At 39.6% G+C, this 22,109-nt stretch carries 14 protein-coding genes; 7 read left to right on the top strand and 7 right to left on the bottom strand.

From position 1 onward, the window contains the following. The first annotated feature begins 56 nt into the window (after positions 1–56). From NAF19_RS14555 to NAF19_RS14525, 7 genes are all read left to right on the top strand, one after another. Complete coding sequence (locus tag NAF19_RS14555; RefSeq protein ID WP_252790791.1) at positions 57–3,155, top strand: ligand-binding sensor domain-containing protein; 3,099 nt, start codon at positions 57–59, stop codon at positions 3,153–3,155. After that, positions 3,152–3,898: a LytR/AlgR family response regulator transcription factor gene (locus NAF19_RS14550; RefSeq protein ID WP_252790790.1), complete on the top strand. Its 747-nt coding sequence runs from the start codon at positions 3,152–3,154 to the stop codon at positions 3,896–3,898. Before NAF19_RS14555 ends, NAF19_RS14550 begins: the two co-directional genes overlap by 4 nt. A 139-nt stretch (positions 3,899–4,037) precedes the next feature. Beyond that, positions 4,038–5,321 (top strand): OmpA family protein, encoded by a 1,284-nt coding sequence (locus NAF19_RS14545; protein ID WP_252790789.1) that lies wholly within the window; start codon positions 4,038–4,040, stop codon positions 5,319–5,321. A 21-nt stretch (positions 5,322–5,342) separates the two neighbouring features. Beyond that, positions 5,343–5,792, top strand: coding sequence for a hypothetical protein (locus NAF19_RS14540; RefSeq protein ID WP_252790788.1), 450 nt, complete (start codon positions 5,343–5,345; stop codon positions 5,790–5,792). 101 nt (positions 5,793–5,893) lie between these two features. After that, a complete protein-coding gene (locus NAF19_RS14535; protein WP_252790787.1) occupies positions 5,894–6,793 on the top strand; it encodes a hypothetical protein in 900 nt (299 codons plus the stop codon). A gap of 85 nt (positions 6,794–6,878) precedes the next feature. After that, entirely contained in the window at positions 6,879–7,070 is a 192-nt protein-coding gene (locus tag NAF19_RS14530; RefSeq protein WP_252790786.1) for a hypothetical protein, read from the top strand. 494 nt (positions 7,071–7,564) lie between these two features. After that, positions 7,565–8,878 carry a phage integrase SAM-like domain-containing protein gene (locus tag NAF19_RS14525; RefSeq protein ID WP_252790785.1) on the top strand — a complete coding sequence of 438 codons (1,314 nt, stop codon included), beginning with the start codon at positions 7,565–7,567 and terminating at the stop codon, positions 8,876–8,878. Between the two features lie 1,084 nt (positions 8,879–9,962). Here the strand turns inward: NAF19_RS14525 and NAF19_RS14520 are convergent. The 7 genes from NAF19_RS14520 to NAF19_RS14490 all read right to left on the bottom strand — a co-directional run bounded on the left by NAF19_RS14520 (position 9,963) and on the right by NAF19_RS14490 (position 22,105). Further along, complete coding sequence (locus NAF19_RS14520) at positions 9,963–10,739, bottom strand: peptidase associated/transthyretin-like domain-containing protein (protein WP_252790784.1); 777 nt, start codon at positions 10,737–10,739, stop codon at positions 9,963–9,965. Next, on the bottom strand, positions 10,736–13,312 hold the full coding sequence (locus NAF19_RS14515) for a tetratricopeptide repeat protein (RefSeq protein WP_252790783.1): 2,577 nt from the start codon (positions 13,310–13,312) through the stop codon (positions 10,736–10,738). Before NAF19_RS14515 ends, NAF19_RS14520 begins: the two co-directional genes overlap by 4 nt. Positions 13,313–14,089: 777 nt before the next feature. Continuing rightward, complete coding sequence (locus tag NAF19_RS14510) at positions 14,090–15,343, bottom strand: VapE domain-containing protein (protein ID WP_252790782.1); 1,254 nt, start codon at positions 15,341–15,343, stop codon at positions 14,090–14,092. Positions 15,344–15,610: 267 nt separating this feature from the next. Further along, entirely contained in the window at positions 15,611–15,967 is a 357-nt protein-coding gene (locus NAF19_RS14505; RefSeq protein WP_252790781.1) for a helix-turn-helix domain-containing protein, read from the bottom strand. Between the two features lie 102 nt (positions 15,968–16,069). Next, on the bottom strand, positions 16,070–17,110 hold the full coding sequence (locus NAF19_RS14500; protein ID WP_252790780.1) for a hypothetical protein: 1,041 nt from the start codon (positions 17,108–17,110) through the stop codon (positions 16,070–16,072). Between the two features lie 56 nt (positions 17,111–17,166). Next, on the bottom strand, positions 17,167–20,217 hold the full coding sequence (locus NAF19_RS14495; protein ID WP_252790779.1) for a type III restriction-modification system endonuclease: 3,051 nt from the start codon (positions 20,215–20,217) through the stop codon (positions 17,167–17,169). 16 nt (positions 20,218–20,233) lie between these two features. After that, positions 20,234–22,105 (bottom strand): site-specific DNA-methyltransferase, encoded by a 1,872-nt coding sequence (locus NAF19_RS14490; protein ID WP_252790778.1) that lies wholly within the window; start codon positions 22,103–22,105, stop codon positions 20,234–20,236. Positions 22,106–22,109 lie beyond the last annotated feature (4 nt).

Genomic DNA, 22,109 nt, shown 5'->3' with positions numbered 1-22,109 from the left:
TATTGAGTTAATAATATATATATTAATCAATCACATTATCTATTTACAATCAGCAAATGAGGCAAGTATTGTTTTTGATTTTGACTGTTTTTATCGCGAAGTACGGCCTTGCACAAAAACTTGCCTCTTTACAATTGCGCTTTGAACATATCACCGATAAAGACGGCCTGAGCAACAACTCGGTTAAGTGTATTTATAAGGATAAGGATGGCTTTTTGTGGTTCGGCACGCAGGATGGGTTGAATCGTTACGATGGCACGACCTTTAAAATCTATAGGCACGATAAAAACGACAGTACATCCTTATCGGGTAACCCGATAGATAATATTACTGATGACAGGCATGATGGCCTGTGGATAAGCAGTCATTGCTGGGGCGTAACTTTGCTGAACAGAAATACAGGCAGAGGATATTCCTTAAAAGTGGAAAAAGGGAACCCTAAAGCCTTACAGGCTAATTGCGACGTAGGGGTTTTTTACGATGAATATGGCCAACTTTGGATCAAGAACAAACAGTATTTATCCAAATATAATCCCGAGACAAAAACCTGTAGCCAGGCCTATCAATTGCCCAATAGCCAATCGCCAGTATTTTATTGTACTTTGTACCATAAAAATAATATATGGCTGGGTACTTCTCAGGGTATCCGAACCTATGACATCAAAACAAAAAAAGTTACCGATTTCAGTCAATGGGTTGATCGCGCGGATGCCTGCTCGCCCTATTTGTCTACATCTCACGACGATATTTTTGTTGGTACATTTAAGAACGGCCTTTATATTATTAATCCGAAAACTGGGCTAAAAAAGCATTTGCTCGTAAACAGTTGTATACACGATATTAAAACTATAACTATTGGCGGGCGGAACCAATTGTGGATTGCTACCCAAAACGGCCTTTTTGTAGCCGAATGGCCGGCTGATATTTCCCGGTTTACAGATGCTTCGTTTACGCGCTATCTACCAAATAGCGGCCAAGCGTACGCTTTATCCTCTGAGTCCATTTTTTGCATTTATCAGGATAATAATGGCATTATTTGGCTTGGTACCGATAACGGCGTCAATAAATTAAATCCGGCTTACTTAAGGTTTGAAAAAAAAGAATTTAAAAAGAGCCTTTTTAAAAATATCCAACTCGGTTACGATCCTGTAAATGTTTATATCCATCATAACGCGAATGGCTCATATAGTTATTGGTTCCCCTACTGGCATGGCAAGGGTTTAATTGAAAGCGATACCAATTTTAACATTATAAGCCATTTGAAGTTTAAACACTGGAAAATGCCGCCCCCAGCTAACAGCCATGTGTCAAATGTTTTTGCAGGGTCTGGCGATACACTTTGGATATGCACCTGGGATGGGCTATGGTCTTACGATGGCTTAAAAAAAAAACTACTACACAATAATAAATTAAAAGGTGACGATAAAGTCCCCCGGACTGTATCGGCATTTGATTATGCCGCAGCAGATAAAAGAGGTAAAATTTGGGTAGGAACCTACGGATTAGGCCTGTGTGTGTTTGATACGCGCACTGGTACATGGACAAGGTATAAAAGTGGCACTGGTTCGCTTGAAACCAAAGCAAGCAGATGCGATATCTTATTTCTGGATGCCGAAGGCAGGATTTGGTTATCCGAAATGTCATACTTTGATTTTGAAAAAAAGCAATTTTTTAAACTGCCGTTTGAGGCAGAAGCCCGAAAGATAGTTGAGGATAAACAGCATCATATATGGATGGCTACCGAGGCGGGGCTTGCTTTATATAACCCGGCAAAAAAAAGTTTTACAACCTTTGGCGTTAAGGATGGCTTTGGCAGTAACAATATACAATCTATTGAACTTGACGGGAATGATAAACTTTGGGCAACCAGCCTTGGCGGTTTAAGTTACCTGGATACTAAAACATTTCAGGTTCGTACTTTCACTTTATCTGATGGTTTGCCAACCAACCAATTAGGCGATGTTTTACAGCTGCTGCCAAATGGAAATATGCTGTTTAACTACAACACCTCAAATCGCGGCGGGTTTGTCACTTTTTCGCCGCGTAAACTTATAGCCGACCAGGTTGCTACCCCTTTTCACTTCACCTCATTTTGGGTATTGGGAAAGGAACTAATTTTCGATAAACCACTTGATAGCGTCGCCAACCTGCATTTAAGCTACGAGCAAAACCTGCTTACTATAGGTTTTAAGGCGCTGGCTTTTACTGGTAATATCAATATCCGCTACCGATACAAGTTAAACACTACTAATAGCCCATGGATTGACATTGGCCGCGAAAGCAGTATAACTTTCTCAAACCTGCGGGGTGGCAACTATAAATTACAGGTGCAATCAACTGATGCGGGGGGCAACTGGATGCCCCACGTACTACACCTCAATATCTTGGTCGATCCGCCTTTTTGGCTAACCTGGTGGTTTATTGCAACGGGTATTGTCCTATCAGGTTTAATCGTAGTTTACGGGGTGCGCTACCGTATTAATATCATCAAATCAAAAGCAAGCATTAAACAGGAAATGGCCGAATTGCAAATGAAAGCCCTGAAGGCCCAAATGAACCCGCATTTTATTTTTAACTCACTCAGCTCGATACAGGAGAGTATTGTGATGGGTAAAACGGCGGTGGCATCAAAATACCTCGGGATGTTTTCTAAACTCATTAGGATGGTGTTGGAAAATTCGGACAAAAAATTAATTACCTTACAGCAGGAAATTGACTACCTGCAATTGTACCTGCAACTGGAGTCGTTTAGGTTTGATGATCTTTATTTTGACATACAGGCCAATGATGTTGCCGACGCGCAGTTTATCAGGATCCCCGCTATGCTGATACAACCTTATGCAGAAAATGCCATAAAGCATGGTCTAAGCCATAAACAGGGCAGTAAAAACCTCTCGATTATATTAAATGATATAGGTGAAGGTTTCTTAGAAGTGGTTATTGAAGATAACGGCATTGGCAGGGAACAATCGGCAATTATTAACAGATCGGGCAATTTGTCGCACCAATCCATGGCAATGGATATTACCGCCGAACGCCTTCGCCTGTATGATAAACAAATAAAAGAAAGTGTTATTATTACCGATCTTTTTGATGGGGACGGCAAAGCAAGCGGTACCCGGGTTACTATTACCATCAGCATTAAAAACAAATGATAAAGTCCATAATTGTTGACGACGAGAAGAAATGCATTTCGCTTTTGCAGAAAATGCTGGCCGATATTTTTCCGGAAGTTGAAATAATTACGGCTACAACCCAGCCTGCCGATGCCATAAAAGCTATCCGCACCCAGCAACCTGATCTGGTTTTTTTGGACATTGAAATGCCCAACAAAAATGGATTCGAGGTTTTAAGCGCTACGCGCGATGTTGATTATACCGTAATTTTCACCACCGCTTACCACCAATATGCTATAAAGGCCATCAAATTTTCGGCGCTTGACTACTTGTTGAAGCCCATTGATGCCGACGAGTTACGGGATGCGATCATCAGGTTTAAGTTGAAACAAAAAAACGATCGGCACGATACCCAACTTAACCTGTTGTTTGATAATTTGAAAAACCAAAGCGGCAATTTTAAGCGCTTATCCTTGGCTACCAGTCAGGGGGTTATTTTTATCAATACTACCGATATTATTTATTGCGAGGCAAGCGGCGGCTATACCTACTTCCACATGAAAAGTGGCGATAAACTGATCACCTCAAAAACCATGAAAGATTACGAAGATGTGCTGACCGGTAACGATTTCTTCCGTATTCACCATTCCTATCTTATTAATACTGCCCAAATTAAACGCTACGTAAAAGGCGAAGGTGGTATAGCCGTAATGAGCAACAAAGCCGAACTGCCTGTTAGTAAACGCAAAAAAGAAGAGTTTATTAAAACGCTGGGATTGTAGATATTAACTTATTTTTCCTGCCACTTATTCCCACCATCCCGCCACTTGTTCCCCAGTTCCCGCTAACCAACAGATATTCGTTTTAAGCGTGTTATTAAACCTTAACTTGGTATTTGGCAAATATTAAAACCATATTATTATGAAACGGATCATCGTACTTGTTGCCTTGCTATCGGCCATGGCAACGCTTAATGCTAACGCGCAACTGCTTAAAAAATTTACTGATAAGATAAAAGACAAAGCCGCCCAAAAAGTTGATGCTGCCATGGATAAAGGTGCTCAAAAGGTAGTTGACTCGCCCGATTCGATAGCCGCAACTGCTTCACGGACTAAAAAGAATCCTAAAGCGGCAACTACTAAATCAACCTCTAATGCCCCAAGTCAGGCTGCGGCTTCGGCAAGCAATAGCTTAAGTCCATCGTCAGATCCCGGCGGTGTTGTTCCTGCGTTTAAGACCTATCAGAACTATGATTTTGTGCCTGGTGAGCAAATAGTTTTTGAAGATAATTTTACAGATGACACAAACGGAGAATTTCCGTCGCATTGGAAATTGGTAAATGGCCAGGCAGTAATGAATAGGGTAGATGATAAACCCAGTTTACTTATAACTGACGGCAATTATGGCGTAGTGGCCCCCCGAATGAAAAAAGATCATTACCTGGGGGATTCATTTACCCTCGAATTTGATTTTATTTATAAAAAAGTAACTGATATAGGTTATGGTTCATACAGCGATGCACCTGGGGTGGATTTTTATTACAAAGACCCGGCCAGCGGCAACGAATGGCAGTTCAGGGTGGTTATTGGCCATGATAACGTGCATGTTGGCGAAGTGTTAAAAACTTTCCCAGAAGCGCTGGCCACCAACTTCGACGATAAATGGCATCACGTCGCCCTTATTTACAAAGAGGGACAGATGAAAACCTATGTTGATCAGTACCGCGTTTGTGTGAACCCCAATTTGGAAAACAAGCCATACCGGTTGGTTTTTGATGGTATTGGAAGTGAAAATGCCCCTATAATTTTTACCAATGTTAAAATTGCCAACGGCGGCGGTATGAACATTATCGGTAAAAAATTCACCGATACCAAAATCGTCACCCACGGAATCAACTTTGATATTAACAAAGCCAATATCAAACCCGAAAGTATGGGTACGCTAAACGGGATAGTGCAGATACTAAAAGATAATCCCGAAGTGCGTTTTGAAGTGGGCGGCCATACCGATAGCGATGGCGATGACGTGGCAAATGTAAAACTATCGCAAGCCCGGTCTGACGCTGTTCGAGCGCAATTAATTACCATGGGGATTGATGGTGGCCGATTGACCTCAAAAGGCTACGGTAAAAGCAAACCTATTAGCGATAATACTACCCCCGATGGTAAGGCCAATAATCGTCGTGTAGAGTTTGTGAAACTATAACTTAACCTAAAAATAGTTTATATGAAAATGATGACAGTGTTTTTAATGATGACAATACTGGCTTTTGCCTGTAATAATAATAAGAACACCAATAGTGGCAATATCACAAATGAATCCGGCGCAAGTATAAGCAAAAGTGAAATATATGGTAAATGGAAACTTGATAACGCGTTAATAAAAGTTGGTGGTCCCGATGGCAAACCATTGATGACGGATACCATGAAAGGCGCGACGGGTGATTATTATTTAATTGATAAAGATGGCACAATTATAAGCCATGTGGGCACCAGGCAGGATACCGGTAAATTTCATTTTATTAACGATCATGAATTAGTTGGTGGCAAGCAAATGGAAAAAGACAGTGCCCATATTAATATCCTTTCACTTTCAACATCCGCCTGCACCATTTCTTTTAAGCAAAAAAAATCTACCGGAAGCGTGGATATGACTATGTACCTTACAAAACAGTAAAAGCACACTGTTATGAAAAATCTTAAATATTTGGCATCCACTGCCGCCCGCGCGATATCACCCAACAATGGATCACTGAGCTGAAATAAACCACCATCGCTATGAAAAAATTAATTGCCGCCCTGCTGATTGCCCTGCCAGGATTTTTACAGGCGCAAGTTTTAACCATTAACTTAGCGTTTAAACACGCCCAAAGTGTAGTTTTTCCGGGCGAAGAGTTGACCATAACGGTACAGACAAAAGAGAACGGTAAACCCTTGAACATTTTGCCCGATGCCCTGATGATAAATGGTGTAAACAATGGTAACGCCGAGTTTGGCACTGTCATCAAAACGGGCAATAGTACTTATAAATACGTAGCCCCGTTAACCATGCCATCCAAACCGGTAATAGCTATTGCGGCCAGTATTAAAGATGCAAAGGGCAAAAAAATTATCGCCACCAAAAGTATCAACGTGATTGCCCCAAAATGGGAATTAAAAACCATGGAGAGCACCATATATTCTTGCGGATCAACCAACGGCGGTGTTGCTTATACCATGGTGCAAATGGATATATGCAAATTTGAACTGGGCGCTGACCTGTTTGTTAAGGCTTCGACAACGCCATCTGCCAGGCTTCCGCCCAATATTCGTGATGTAAGCAGTTGCAACCCACAATTGTTTTCTTTCGAAATAACACCCGGCAGGGGTGAACTATTAACCATCACCAGCGGCAAACTGAATACAACAGGCGGTAGCATCAGCTTTATGCTAAATGGAAAAATAGAAACATCGGATATCGGTAAAAAAATATCGCTAGGCGGTGTTGTGAAGGAAGACAGCAAACCCGACGAGGATGTTACCACAGTTCCATTGTCATTTCCAACCCCGCCGCTTGACCATATGACCCCACATGGATTTGCTCCGGGTGCCGATGTGAATTTTTGGGACCAATACACCGATAATGTTTCGGGCAATATGCGTACCAGACATTGGGTTTATTTAACACCGTTGAAGTAACGTCAATCGTAAAACAAAAGGCAATTATCATAGCCGATATGAAAAAAATATTGTTTTCCTGTTTTGCGTCTGTCCGTACCTGCTATTGGCACAGATCAGCCCACCCATTTATACCGGAACCGTCCATGTGAAAATCACCATTAAAAATGGGATAACAGATGCCGATTTGGCACCAGGTGCTTACGAGGTTGAAAATAGCTATATCAACGCGCGGGGCGATCACTTCATTAACATAGCTATGGTAGGCAAACATGCAAATCGCACTTATACCATTTAGTACCTCTGTAGTTAATTTTCATCGATTTAGGCGATTCTTAATTTTTTACCAAGGTAAGCATTCACATATTATAAGTATAGATTAATTTGTAGCTGTCTTGTTCCTTTGAGTTCGCTCTTAAATACAGTATTTTTAAACTTTTAACCATTTTTAGACTAATTGCAATAGAACTCTAATTTTATGAAGAAAAGATTTATTGCGTTGTCCCCAATAGTGTCCCCTAAATAAAAGAACCACCTGTAAAGTATTAATTTACAGGTGGTTCTTTTAATGAAAAGTGGAGCCGGAGGGATTCGAACCCTCGTCCAAACATGGTATAAGGTAAGCTTTCTACATGCTTACTACTTTTTCTGTTTTTTCCTTGTCAATGTTTTATACCTGTATTTTTGTTGTTATTTCCCTGTTTTTCCCATTGTAATTCGGTATTTTGGCTGTCAATAAGGCATAACTCAAATAAATATGAGAAAATGTTTTACAAATGTTTTACAAAAACCATGGCCACATTCAACGTACTTGTACTCGAACATCAAGAAAAAAAGGACGGAAAATTTAATGTTAAAGTTCGGATAACACACAAGAGAGTTACTGTTTACAATAATACTACCTATTTTGTTACTAAGTCTCAACTGAAGGGTAACTTCGAGTTTAAAGATCGAAATATTATAAACACTAAGAACGACCTGGAAAAATCATATTACCAGGAAGCTAACAAAATGGGGGAGGAGATCAACCTTTATAACGCCAGGGAGCTTGCTGACCAACTTCAAGCAAGAGTATCTAAGGCGGGTGATGGTACCATTAATTTTATTGCTTTTGGTAAAACCTATATAGAAAAACTTATCAAGCTTGGACGAGGGAGTTACGCTGCAAAATTTACACGCGCTATAAATAACCTGGTTGATTTTTTTGGCAGAGACAATGTGTTGACAACCGAGATTAATCATAAAAACCTGGACAAGTTGGAAGAGTTTTTAAAAACTCCCCGCGATTACACTCGAATAAATCAATTCGGCAATGAGGTTACCTATCACTCTGACGGTGCTAAAAATGGTATAATTGATACAATGAGCTGTATTCGAAAGTTGTTTAATGAAGCTAAAAATGAATTTAATGATGAAGAGCATGATGATATAAAAATAAAAAACTCACCATTTAATAAATATAAAGTTGGTAAAGCTATTGGGGATCCAGAAGAGAAAAGTGTGAAACCCGCCCACATAAAAATGATTAGGGATTACAAAGATATTCGGCCAGGTTCCCGGATGGAACTCGGCAGGGATTTATTCATGTTGTCATTTTATCTCATAGGGATGAATACCGCTGATATGTTTAATGTTACTGAAGTTAAAAATGGCAGGATCGATTATATGAGGGCTAAAACAACAGGCAGAAGAAAAGATAAAGCGTTTATTTCTATCAAAATTGAACCAGAGGCACAAGAACTGATAGATAAATACAGAGATTTAACAGGCAAGAAAATATTTAGATTTCATGAAATGTACTCCACGAGTAAGGTATTTAACAGTATGTTAAATGTTGGATTACTACAGTTAGTAGCAAACCTGAAAATAGCAGAAGACGTTAGATTATATTATGCACGACACAGCTGGGCAACCATTGCCAGGAATGTATGTAGGGTTTCAAAAGACGATGTTTCATTAGCAATGAATCATGTTGATCGTGCCCACGCTGTTACCGACATTTATATCAAAAAAGATTGGGATATTCTCGACGAGGCAAATCTCAAAGTACTGCAGTTTTTTCGTGAGTCAGAAGAAAACTCAACGGATTTTTTAGCTCTACTATGAAAAAGATAGGTCAATCATTTTATGACTAGGTACACTACAGCTATTAATTTAATCTTTAAACAATTTTGATTTTGCACATTTGAAAAAAAAAACTATTTATCCCACACAGACTCACTAAATACAACTTATTATTCTCAACACAACTGGTAAATATACCACGTAATATTTGTCTGGTGCCGAACAAGGATATTGCAATGACGCTGAAATACGTGGATTCAAAACATAAAGTAACAGTTTCTTGTCTTGAAACCGCTGGAGTATTATTGATAAACCTTAAGGTGTTAAATTTATTTCGGCCAAAATTAGTGAAAAAGACCAAATCCAAACGTTGATCAATTTTTAGAGGACAATCCTGATGTATAAAATAACATTGATGAATACCTATAAAAGCCTTTTAGAAATTAAATTTTTCCTTTTAAATATGACGTTAATACTATACTCAATCGGTATTATATCCCTCGATCCCAAGTTCGATCAACCGAAGATTTGACATCTATGATCAATAACGATGTGATGTTGGGATGAAGTTTAACAGATCCAGAATATTATTATTAAGATAAATCTTCACTCAAACAATTTGTCTGTCGAAATTTAATATCTCCATTCCGTAATCTCACCTTCATAACATTTTTTTTAATTCAATATTTTAACCTTGCGCATGTTTGGCGCTTCCACCAACCAATATCCCTATGACAGAATTATCACCTTTAAGGTTCAGCGGTCCAATACTATTCCCTGGATTTGATGCCGCATCCACCTTAAAGAAACTGATTCCTTGGTAGTTATCACTGTTAATGCTATCTTTAGTAAAGGCACAACATCTTCGGGGTAGCATACTAGCAAAACTTCGGTCAAGATTATTAACCACGTTCGATCGGCCAAGTAGTCCGGGCCGGATCTCAGTTATTCACTCACGTCCAAGATGGTTATATCTGTCAAAATATATTCGACGGGTACAGTGTTATTCACCATATAAATCGCTGATGGACGAAAAAAATTACTTTTCGCCTTGGATTGTAGCTAAGATGATGAACGTTCAATGTTGGATTATCCACGTCTTTCGCATCTACAGGTCACTGATTTTCTACTGTAGTTTGATTTCGACTTCATCATGTGTCCGGGGATGTACAGTGTTTTCCCACACATATGGCGGGTGATGGACAATGAGTTTGTATTCTGGCCGGCGTTCTGAAGGCGGGATATTGATGTTGAATCGCCCGTCTGCATTCGTATAAAACACTTTGTCACCGATGCTAAGCTTAACTCCCGCGAGGTAACCTGTAGCATCCTTGACCGAACCAGTTATACAACATTCGCTGTCATCAGGTACCAACGGGATACTTATACCGACGCCATGTAACCGGATTTTGATCAGATTACTATAATTCTTAAAACGCCAGCCCTCCAATTGAAGTTGCAAGCTGATCACGGAATCGCGCAGCCCGCCGCTAATATTTTTAAACGTGGCCGAACCGTTCTCATCAATCGTGACGATTTTGGCCTCGCCGTTAACTTGTGTTAGCAACCGCCCTCCGCTCCCTGTCCTAACATTTCCCAAAGTGTCATGCAGGCTGACAGTAAACACAAAGTCATCGCAGTAATTGCTGTGAGCGATTACGGAAGGAGTATAAAAAAAGGTTAAAACTAGCACCCCCAGCGCGCCCCCCGCTTTGATTGTGTTACTATAACGTACGTTCAGGAAGCCAGGGATTACGGCAGCCAACGCAGCGACACTGACTGAAAGCACGATCCGTATGATCATATACTGATTGTCATTCAAACAAGGTTTGAAAAAGGTCAAGTAGAGGAGTAGTAGAATCAAGGAAAATCCTAGTACGGCGGTGATTAGATTTTTGTTCATTGGACTGGAATGGTTTTTAGTTTTTCGTTGATGCGGCGGATGGGGCTCGCATTCTTTTCTTTATGTCGCGTATAAACGGCAAGAGCCAAGCGATAGTAATTCTTCGCGGTCTTGTATGACTTATCCTGAAGCGCAATATCACCTCTGACGGCATTGATTCGCGCCGGTAAAGTTTCAAATTCGGGATCGTTGGCCGATAAACGTTGAAAGCTGGACTGCGCATGCTCAAGTGAAGTATTGGCGTGTTCGCGATTTTGTTGTTCGGTATAACATTCCGCCAGATTGCAATATGCCTTACCAAGGTGAAAAACGATATCTGGGTCTACTGATCCCGCCGCGTATGTAACGACTTGCTGATAATAGAAGATTGCCGAATCCAGTTTGTGTTGTTGCTGTTGGAGCCAGCCCAACCCATCATAAACGGTCATGTATTCAGACGGATCTTTTGTGGACTGGTGATTCGCAATGTTTAAATCTTTCATATAATAAGCAGTGCTTTTCTCAAAAGACTGATTTACAGAGTAGTAATTTGCTAATTCATTATAAGCCAAATCGGCATCGTCGGCAAATGCGCTGAAATCATCTTTCAGAAGTTGGTCAGACAAGCTTGCTGCTAATAATAAATGAGGCAATGCATCGGAATCCCGCCCTAACTCAATATAGCATTTGCCCAAGAAACAATGTGAAATATTTAATAGGGAATTATATATACCTTGCTGATCGCGGTTCATCCGTTCAAATATACCGATGGCGGTTTGAAAATACCTTATAGCCAAGGCATAATCCGAACGACGGTAACAGGTAATGGCATAATTGGTAAGTAATTTTCCATATAATTGAGCGTGGCGGATAGTGTCTTCCCGATAGGCCTTTACACCGGCAGCTAAATATTTCTCCTCGTAGAATTTCTGATCGGGTGTCTTCAACTCATCGGCTATATTGGCTAGCAAACCGTAAACAGTGCCTAATAATTCTGGTTGGTTCAAGCGGTGGGCGGTTTTGAGCCGGTCAAACCACTTTAAGCTCGACAATAAATAGGGCTTGGCTTTTTTGTAGTAACCCTGCCGAAAAAGGCTGTTGCCCAAACTATAATAATCGGATGGAAGATCCAGTTGAAAAGACTTTGGGTTTTTAACAGCGCTTTTTAAATGAGCGTCTAACACCAGGCGGGCATAGTGTTCGTTGGTCTTGTAATCATTTTTCAATATGGCGATTAACCCTAACTGGGAATAGGCATCAGCTGGATCAAGGGCTGATTGTTCTTTACTTATCGGTGTTTTAGCCTGAAACTGAAGCGCTGAGTTCGCCCAGTATAAGGCACTATCTGCTCTGTACTGGCACGCATAATACTGAGATATTCCCAATAGCAATTGATATTCTAGATCGGCAAAAGCGGGATCGTTCTGCTTCTGACATCTTTGGAGCGCTTGGAAATAATATCGTTTTGCGATAGGGAATTCCTGTCGGGAGAGGTAATTTTCAGCCAAGTGCCTTTCAATCGAAACCATCCTAGGTTGATAATAATAAGGGTCAATCAGCAGTACGTAGTGTGACAAACTTTCTGCGGCCCGATAGTTCGCTAAATAAGAAGTATCATTGGGTATTTGTTGATGAAGTTCACCTTTCAACTGATAATAAATCATCATTTGCACGCTATCTTTAACCAGCGGCCGGCTTCTTTCTAGCCATGTCAAGGCTTCTTGTGTGTCATTTTGGTCGTTTAAGAACATTGCGTAATGGTAGACAGAGCCAAAGCTATCTGGATCATAAGTGGCTATTGCCAGATAAACTTCTTTAGCTTTCGCATAGTCAAAATGTAGCAGATAATAACCGGCCAGAGATTTAGATTCTTCTAGGTGAAGAAGGAACAGTTTCCGCTGAGCGTCAACGACTTTTTGTGCCTGATCCATCGTATTACGTGCGATCTTCATTCCCTGGATCGGTTTGCCCTGTTCTAGTAAGGCAATGGCTTTAGGTAGATTACCTTGGAGGAAAAAATCAAGCGAACGTTTCTCTAACACGCTTGCTCGGTCATAGTTCTTGGTTGCATAGGATTCTGCATAAGAGAAGAGCTGTTGCGTCAGGCTGGCATATTCTTCGTCAATATTTTTTTTACGGGCCGCAAAATCTTTCCGAGTCGGGTCCAGCGCATTCAATCTTGCCTTATATGTTTTAGCGACACTGGCCACAGAAATATTATAATAGCTGGCGCGTTTTTCGTCTATTACCTTTTGTGAGCACATAAAATAACTGATCGTATCGAGGCGATCATCTGGTATTTTGGTGACTCGTTCTTTGTCGTTAATGACCCTCCAGTCGCCGTAGCTTAAAGAGATCATCACTGTTCGTCCAGGGGGAATCTGATCGAAACTCAGGTCAAAAACTCCTTTCGAATCTGTTGTTTTAGAATTGGCACCAGACGCAGACACCTGAGCAGCAAAAACCGGTTTATTGCCGCTGTTTATCTCGTAAACTTTACCCAAAATCTCATTGTTGGGCTTAGTTTGCGCAAAAATAACAGGCGATAAGCTCACCGCGCCCAATATTAACCAAGCTAATCTTCTGTTGTTCATTGAGTTAAATTGAAAGCAATATCCACATAACTTTCGGTTTTTCAAACACAAAGCATCGAAAAAATGGTCTTTGTATCCTTGAAATACAAGTTTACTTTTTTATTTCTGGTTTAGAAACCATCTTAATGGCTGTGTATGCCTCCGGTGGGAATAAGATAAACTTCAACAACTATTAATTTGTGAATCATTAGTAATGCTCCTGAATGAAAGTGTTAATTTTCAGCTCCTACACACCTTTGCAATCCCGTTAAAATCAGCTATCGCCTTTGCGGAAAAAAACGCTATTAACCTTCAAATACGTAGTTAAGTAAAAACTTCCGGCCAAGCCTACTGGAATATTGAATTTGGCGTTCGATATCTTTATCGGGAAAATGGGGATAACAAAATCTTAAAAAACTGTTATTGAATATTGTATAAAAATGTTCTAAAAAATAATCAGTCATAATTTATGAATAGATAAAATTGCATCGGGAACAAATTGTCTTTTTCTTTATTCGGAAACTATATTTATTAGGCTGTATTTTATGAAAGGATAGCTTTATGCTATCGATTTCTGCTGACATGCAGGCCCTCCCTCGTCCGGTAGGTAGGTAGGTAGGTAGGTAGGTAGGTAGGTAGGTAGGTAGGTAGGTAGGTAGGTAGGTAGGTAGGTAGGTAGGTAGGTAGGTAGGTAGGTAGGTAGGTAGCCAAAAAGTTAAAAAAGTCTGCCGAACCAACTTTATAGCTCGGCAGACTTAAGGATTAGTTTAGGTGAAAACTTCTTACCTTACCTACCGTCTATCCAAATAGCCCTTCAACAAGATTCTTTGTACTTAAGGAGTTAGTAGTTGGTAGGTTTGGTACATGGCATATTTCCTTTAAGGCGTATACATACCTGTCGCGACGTTTAAGCCGAAGAAACCCGCATGCCCTTAACGCTTTCCCCATTTTTATTTTTGAGCCTTCTGAAAGGCTGATTTTCGCTTTTAATCCGAGCCAGTTTATTACTTCTGTTGCGCTGTAAAAATAGTCAGCTTCATCTTCTGCACAGGATTCAAAATATAACGTTAACAGCTCTTCTTCAACAGCCAAACTTCTAAACTGTTCATTGTTTTTATTAATCTCCGCAATTTCAATCGGGTTAAACCAGTGCTGGAAGCCGCTATTAAATAACTGCAGGGCCTGAGCATACACATCCTCTAAGGAGATGTTATGTTTATAGTCAATAGAAGTCACTTCAAAAGTAAGGAACCTCCTGTTTCCCGATGTATCGCTTAAAAACTCTTTTCCATTAACGGAGCCCGCAAAGGACGCTCTTCTTGGCATGGTTTCATGGTTGGTGCCAAAAGATCGGCGTAGGCGGATGCTTGATTTTGTTATAAGCTCTTTTAAAGCACCGATTTCAGCTGACTTAAGTGTTTCTAACTCATCCATATTTATTAGTATAGTTTCGCTCAGGTTTATTACGGTGTCTTTGTTTTTGGCATCTATTGTACCGGAATAACAATACTGCTTTAATGCAGCTGGTAATAAATTCAATATCCAGGTTGTCTTGCCCAGTCCTTGTTTTCCTGCGAATACGATTGCCGTATGGTTAACCACGTCATCTTCTAAGGCGCAACCAACCATTGCCACTAACCATTTACGAAAGCAGGTATGCCATAAAAAATCGTCCGTGGTAGTTACTGTCTTTGATAGCTCCATTATATGGTCCGTGTGACCATCCCATGCAGGTAACCCATTAAAGTAAGTTTCGAACGGATTGTATATGGGTGAGTAATCAGATTTTAAAGTTTTACGTAACAACGTAACGTTACAAGGAATTCCATCCAGTATCATTTCCCGTTCAAGGCTATTGGTTACATAGTCCGTAATCAACACAAATTTGCTATCGCACTTGCGCTTGTATTCTACCATTCCTAATACCTCGTTATAACGAATGTCATAGTTAGTACTTAAATAGGTTTCGACTTGCACTTTAATGTTATCGGGCTGCGTGATCCCAACAGGCGCGCTGACGCCTGTTAATATAGTTTTAGTTGTTTTAGACATGTTTTTGATTGATGAGAGTTTTAATAAGTGTTATTCCAGCTTTAGAAAACAAAGGAACCGTAGCGTAGCTCCTAATCCCGCCGTTAAAATATAATATGGGTTTGTAAAAAACGTCACAATGTCCGGATACTATATATTCAGGATGCGGGGTGTTGTTTCCTGATAGGATGTTTTGGTCACGTAAAAAGGCTAGCAGCTTACTGCGACCTAAATTTTTCATGTTGAGCAAGTCTGAAACTTCCAGGGAGTTGTACCATATTTGATTTCTCATGCGGCATTCCTCCTGTTTGACCTGAGTTGCCTAACATAAGCATCTGCCTCAACACTAATGTCTGGGTTGTTATTCTGACGTGCGGTCTTAATCCAGATGTTTAAGACAGATTTTAAATTGTGCAATCGTTTTCTAATCTTGAAAACGGGTATTCCTTGGCGGTGATTAAGCCCATAGAGGGTGCTTAAAGCAAGGCTTAAATGTTCAGCCGCCTGTTTAGTGTTTAATAGGAGATCAGTTTTTGGACGTGTAAAATCTTGATGATTCTTTTCCTCTAAAAACGACCGCGACTTCTGCGGAAATAATTCTCTTATTTCTGCGAGTGATAGTTGGTTAGAAATTAAATTTGTCATTTTGTGTTATAAATTGATAAAACACAAATGTGCGGTTGCTTTTCAAGATTGGGGCACCCAATTGGGTGGGCCTATATTTTTAACTAAATATAAATCAGTTACTTAATTTTCCTTTCGGTGAGCAGTCTTGATTTCAGTTTCGATTAATTCAACAATTTCTGATAACTCAACATCTTGAAATAGAGTCTTAATTACCTCCAAATCTTGTATGAGTGGTTTGTTTGATCCGAAATTAGGTGCTTTATTTAACTTCTTATAAAATTCCGAGTTCGCGATTTTAGTAACCCTTTTGCCTACCACCAGGTGAATAAATTTCGCCAGTGTTGTTTTATCAATGATTACACTTTTAAGCTTGCAGTACTCGTAGAAATAATGAAATATTAAAACAACTTGTGCATTCGAAAAGTCATTTAATCGGTTACTTGGCGTTATCTCAGGATTGGGATTATTAACGGTGCCTATCCTTTCTAACTTTCTTATTTCCAAATCGTACTGTTTAACAACAGACTTGTCTATCGGAAAACCCTCATGTCCAAGATGTTGATATTCTGTTGATATTTCAATCAAGTATTTTATTTTTTCATCCCCGTGTGATAATTCTCCTAACTTTTTTGTTACCTCGCTAAAGTTGAATTTTCTATCTAAAAAGGGAGGAACATCCCTATATGGTAAAATACTTCGGTTAATCTTTCGGTATGGTACGAAAAACGCCTTCCCTGAAGTCGGAATAAAAGTTGGGTCTTCAAAAACAGTCGGAGATAGTTCTTCTCTAAAGGGAAATATCTTATTATCTATTTCATCATACAATTTTTGGATGATTGAAATGGACATTGTTTCATGGTCACCACAATAGTTATCTTCATTATAAAAATGTCTTTTTACAATTACAATTAAAGTGTGAAGTAATAAATATCGTTGTTTATCCTTTAGGGTAAGTTTGAGAAAGTGCTCTTTAACACTTAAATAATTGGAAGCATGTTCTATGAAAAATGAAACCTCTGAATACAGTTGATTAAAATATTCTAATGGGTCAAATATTCCATTCCAGAAGGGTTCGTCTGTTAACGCGGTATATAATATAATACTATCCCGATCCTGTAAATATTCCTTAATGTCAGTCTTAGCAACGAAAATACTACTCATGAAGAGTGGTTTTAATTATAGGGGTGAACGAAGTAAAAGGCTGGTGCAATTTACCATTAGTTAGTCTTCTTAAAGGCCTTCGCCATCGCTTTGTTTACAAAATCATCAATATTTGTAACGTGTTCCAGGGTGATATTGCTACCTGTTTTATTGGCCAGTTCTTCAAAGTGTTTTTTGCCACATTCTATTTTTCCCTGCTCTGATGGGCGAAGAAAGTCATATCCCATAGAGCCCTTGCTTTCAACTACAAAAAACAGCTTTTCTACACCTTCAAGCTCAAATAACACTGCCCAATCCGGATTGTATGTCCCCAGCGGTGTATCAATTTTAAACCAGCCGGGTAGTTTCGCATATACTTTAACATTACTATTTCTTTCGAACTCACTTGCCAGGTCTGATTCTATACCGCTATCGTAAACAACATATTCATAGGGGGACCTGGTTGAAGCAATCATATTGCTTTTTAAATAGCCTGATAACTCCGCTTTTTCAAAAAGTTCCTGGCTGTAAACATCGTGTTCACCAATCTTTGTGTACACAATGCCATCCACTATATGCAAGTGCATTTGTTCGTTGATGATTTCAATACAACCCTCTATAAACTTTTGGGGATTTATTTTAAAGTATTTGAGATTGGTGCAGCCTTTTAGGATCTGAACTATTGATTTTCGAGTTAGCTGAGTTTCATTCTGCAAATATGTGACAATGTCCGGCAAAATTTCTACCTCTTGATTGACCACGCCGTACTCAACATCGGGTTCGTTTAAAACATTGACCCCTCCAGTTGTGATACTTAAACTTGCTTTTTCGTACACCAGTTTTCCACGGCTTACAATTACCCGGTTACTAATCTGTTGTTGACAAGCTGCTGTAAGTTTATTGGAATCAAAATCCACTGCATATGTGGTTTTGTATTTTATTTTATCCCAAAGTTCTTTAAAATCAGGGCTTAGTAGTACCGCTTTGTTTACCTTTATGGTCTCCTTATCTTCGTTGCGCTTAATTTCAAGCTTACCGGCTGTTTGTTTCAATACAACAGTAACCTGGGACTTAATATGCTCCTCCAGATGTTCAGGAAGCGCTAAATTTCCTGTACGCAAATCGTCTTTCAATAAATCCTGGACCTTGCCATGTGGGTTAATATACCCCTTTAGCATTAAGTAATCAAAAAGGATAGCTGAGTTCTCCTGACCAAAAAATACAGGATCAGTTCCCTCCATGGCTACGATAATGTTATTGAAGCTGTGGGTCTGTAACAGGCCAAAAACTATTCCTGTTTCTTTCTCAAAATCCTTTTGGAGATTATCTACAAAACTTTCGTATGATTCACTGGCCATTACTGTAAGGGTATTAATATCGAAGCCCCTGACCCTTTCACCATCCTGATTCACCGCTAAACGCAATCCACGACCAATTTCCTGGCGACGTCGAATCTCGGATGATCCGGCTTCTTTTAGTGTACAGATCTGGAATACATTCGGGTTGTCCCACCCTTCTTTCAACGCTGAATGTGAAAAGATGAAGCGCAGTTTTGAATCAAAACTCAGTAGCAGCTCCTTATCCTTCATGATCAGGTTATAAGTGTCTTCATCAGCAGCTACCGTGCCCGATGTATCCTTATAGAATTCAAACTTTTCTTTTTTATTACTGGCTTTAGCTTTTTTATCAATTGAAAAATACCCGTTATGGACCTGGTGGGCGTTTTCGTCAACATCCTTGATCTCATTAAATAGCGACCGATATCTTGGGTGATTGATCAGCTTCTTGTATTCTTCTTCAAAAATGTTGGCGTAATCACCATTCTGCATATTGCCATCTTCGTCATAAATCCGGTAATGTTTCACCGCATCAATAAAAAACAGGCTCAGTACCTTAATCCCTAAGGGATTTAACTTCAACTCCTTATCCAGGTGTTCCTGTATTGTTTTACGGATCATCATCCGCTTTATTAAAGTTTCATCAACAGCGCCAACAGTTTCACCTAATTTTAATACCGTTCCATTAATAAATTCAACATATTCATTCCCTTCTTCGGTGTAAATATCGTTTACCTGGAAGCCATCATACTCCTGGATATGGGTGCTTTGCAACAGGTCCTGAGGTTTCTTTATCTCAATAACTTTTCTGGTCCGGGAGCCATTGTGTAAAACATCCACCTCAACTTTTGCGGAGATGCCTTTTTTGTTTTGAACCGAGATCAATTTTACATAGGCCCCATTGCTGGCCGCGCCTTCTACCTTTACCGAGGCTACCTCAATCTGTTTTACTAATTGCTTGTTATAGGCATCGATGGCATCCAGCTTGTACATCTGGTTAAGTTTCTCCTTGTGCGTAGCCGAATAGCGCAGAATGGCCATCGGATTTAAACCCTTCACTGCTTTTTTTGCGAGTGGGGTACTGATGGTTGATTGTGGCTCGTCAATAATAACGATTGGCCGGGTATCCTGGATCAATTGTAACGGCTTATAGCCTAACTTATCGTTATATCTGTGGATAATATTGGCCGTTTTCTTTTCATCCTTTTCATCTTCGAAACTTTTGCGAAATGCATCAATGTTGATAACCATGATCTGTAATAAGGGGTTAGTGGCAAAATCACGTATATCAACTAATTGCGAACTATCATAGATAAAATACTTGTAGGGGATGTTGTTATAATGCTCCTTAAAATGGGTTTCGGTGATCTGTAAACTTTTATAAACCCCTTCTTTTATTGGGATTGAAGGCACAACAATTATGAACTTGGTAAAGCCATATTGCCTGTTCATTTCCATAATGGTTCGCAGGTAAACGTATGTTTTACCTGTACCCGTTTCCATCTCTATCGAAAAATCAAGATGCTTAATATCCACTTCCTGTTTTACGGATGGCTTTAAACCGTTGCGGAGCTGGAGTTTTTGAACATTATCCAATATCTGCCCGTCGGTGAGTTGCATTTTATTGGCATAACCTATTTGGTTAAACTCCATGGTTTTTTGCTGGGCGAGGTAGGCTGGTGAGTAAACAGTAAAGTTGCTGGTACAAGTTTCTTGCCCTTTAAAAATATCGGCAATAGCATTTATAGCATCATGCTGGTAATCCAGTTCACTTTCAAATTTTATTTGCATGGATGTTTGCTGATATTTATATGGAGTTAACTTCGGTTATACCGTAACGTTTTAAGACCTGTACAGAATTGGTTTTGTCCACATCTGTAAAGCCGCTATCTTTAAATATCACTCTACAGGTTGATGGCTCCAGTTCGGCTTTCCATTGACCTATGTGTTCTGCTACCTCGGTATTTATATTGTCTGCCAGGCAAATAAAGAGCGCACCCAAACCTATGCTAAATATTTTTTTACCGGCAATTACTTTTTCGTCAATAGGCTGGGATAAATCTAAACCGGTTTTTAATAAAACTTCATAAAGTATATCATCTTCAGTCCGCCCCTCTTTGATATTGCTGGCCGAATTGAAAATATTTCGTTCAAAGTTTTCTACACTACCATCCCATGAATTTAAATTGGAAGTATCCAGTTTGAAACTCTTAAAACCAATATCCAACTTGAACTCAGAGACATTAAATAAGTTAATTTTAGTTCCAGATTTGATTTGATCACCTGCTTTCCGAATTCGATCCTTGGTAACATCCGCTATAGTATTATAACCAGCTTTTTGAGTTTGTGTGCCAGGTTTAACTTTTTCTGGCAATTGCACACAAATGAATTTACGGGTACCATTATCCTCGGCATTCAGTTGCATAGTAGCATGTGCTGAAGTACCTGACCCAGCAAAGAAATCCAAAACCGTATCTTCCTTTGTCATACCTTGTTTCAAGAATTCAACAATGAAATCTTTTGGTTTCGGAAAATCAAAATATTCATTGTCGTCGAATAGTTGCCTTAACTCTCTTGTCCCTTGCGTATTAAACACAGTGTTTAATATTGTTGAAAAACCTGTAAACTCGCTTTCCAAATCAAGCGAAAACTTCTTCCTTCGTGGTCGTCCTTCTTCTTTATTTGGAAATAAAATTTCATTTTTGCTGAGTAGTTCAGCCATTCTTGATTTTTCATACCTCCAACCTGTCGGTGGGCATTTATAAACAATGCCTTTTTTAGGGTCTATTAGATCGTAGTGCAAATTCGGGCGTTGATCTGCTGTTGCAAGTCCCGTCATATCAGCACTCATCCAATCACCCTTTGGATCATTGTCTGGATTAGCGTATTTGGTCATATCTTTGTCAGCGCCCCTTATGCCATTTTCTAAACGTGAGTAGGATAGAATATATTCATGATCAACGGATGCGCCGTTCTTGGAGCGGCTATCAACATTTTGCCTTCGTTTCCATATAAAAGTTGCTATGAAGTTTTCTTCACCAAAAATTTCATCACATAGCTTCCGAAGATTATGGTATTCATTTTCATCTATACTTATAAATATTACACCTGTATTTTTTAACAAATTTCTTGCCAATTTAAGACGCGGATACATCATATTCAGCCAGTTGCTGTGGTAACGTCCATCGCTTTCAGTATTCGTACTTAACTTTCGGCCCTCTTCGTCCGCCTGGCCACTAATGGCAAGATAATTAGCTAAATTATCCGCGTAGTTGTCTTTATATACGAAGTCATTACCGGTATTATAGGGCGGATCTATATAAATCATTTTGATACGACCGCCATAACTTTTTTGAAGCAGTTTCAGCACTTCGAGGTTATCACCTTCAATAAAAATATTTTGTGTGGTGTCCCAATCTTTGCTTTCTGCAGTATTAGGCCTCAAAGTCCCGGTACTTGGCTTATTGGCCTCTTGCCGGGCCTTGTTTTTTCCTGCCCAGGTAAAGCGATAAAACTCATCCCCGGTTTCTACTTCGTCACCCAACAAAGCCTTTAATTCCTCAATATCAACTTTACCTTCTTTCACGATAGTAGGGAACAACGTTTTTAAAGTTTCCAGGTTTTGTTTTACAATATCTTCACTTTGGCTTAGCGGATGGCCGGCTGTAATCTTTTCCATTAAT

The sequence above is a fragment of the Mucilaginibacter flavidus genome (assembly GCF_024055575.1).
GTDB classification, from domain to species: Bacteria; Bacteroidota; Bacteroidia; order Sphingobacteriales; family Sphingobacteriaceae; genus Mucilaginibacter; species Mucilaginibacter flavidus.
This window is presented reverse-complemented; position numbering and strand designations above follow the sequence as displayed.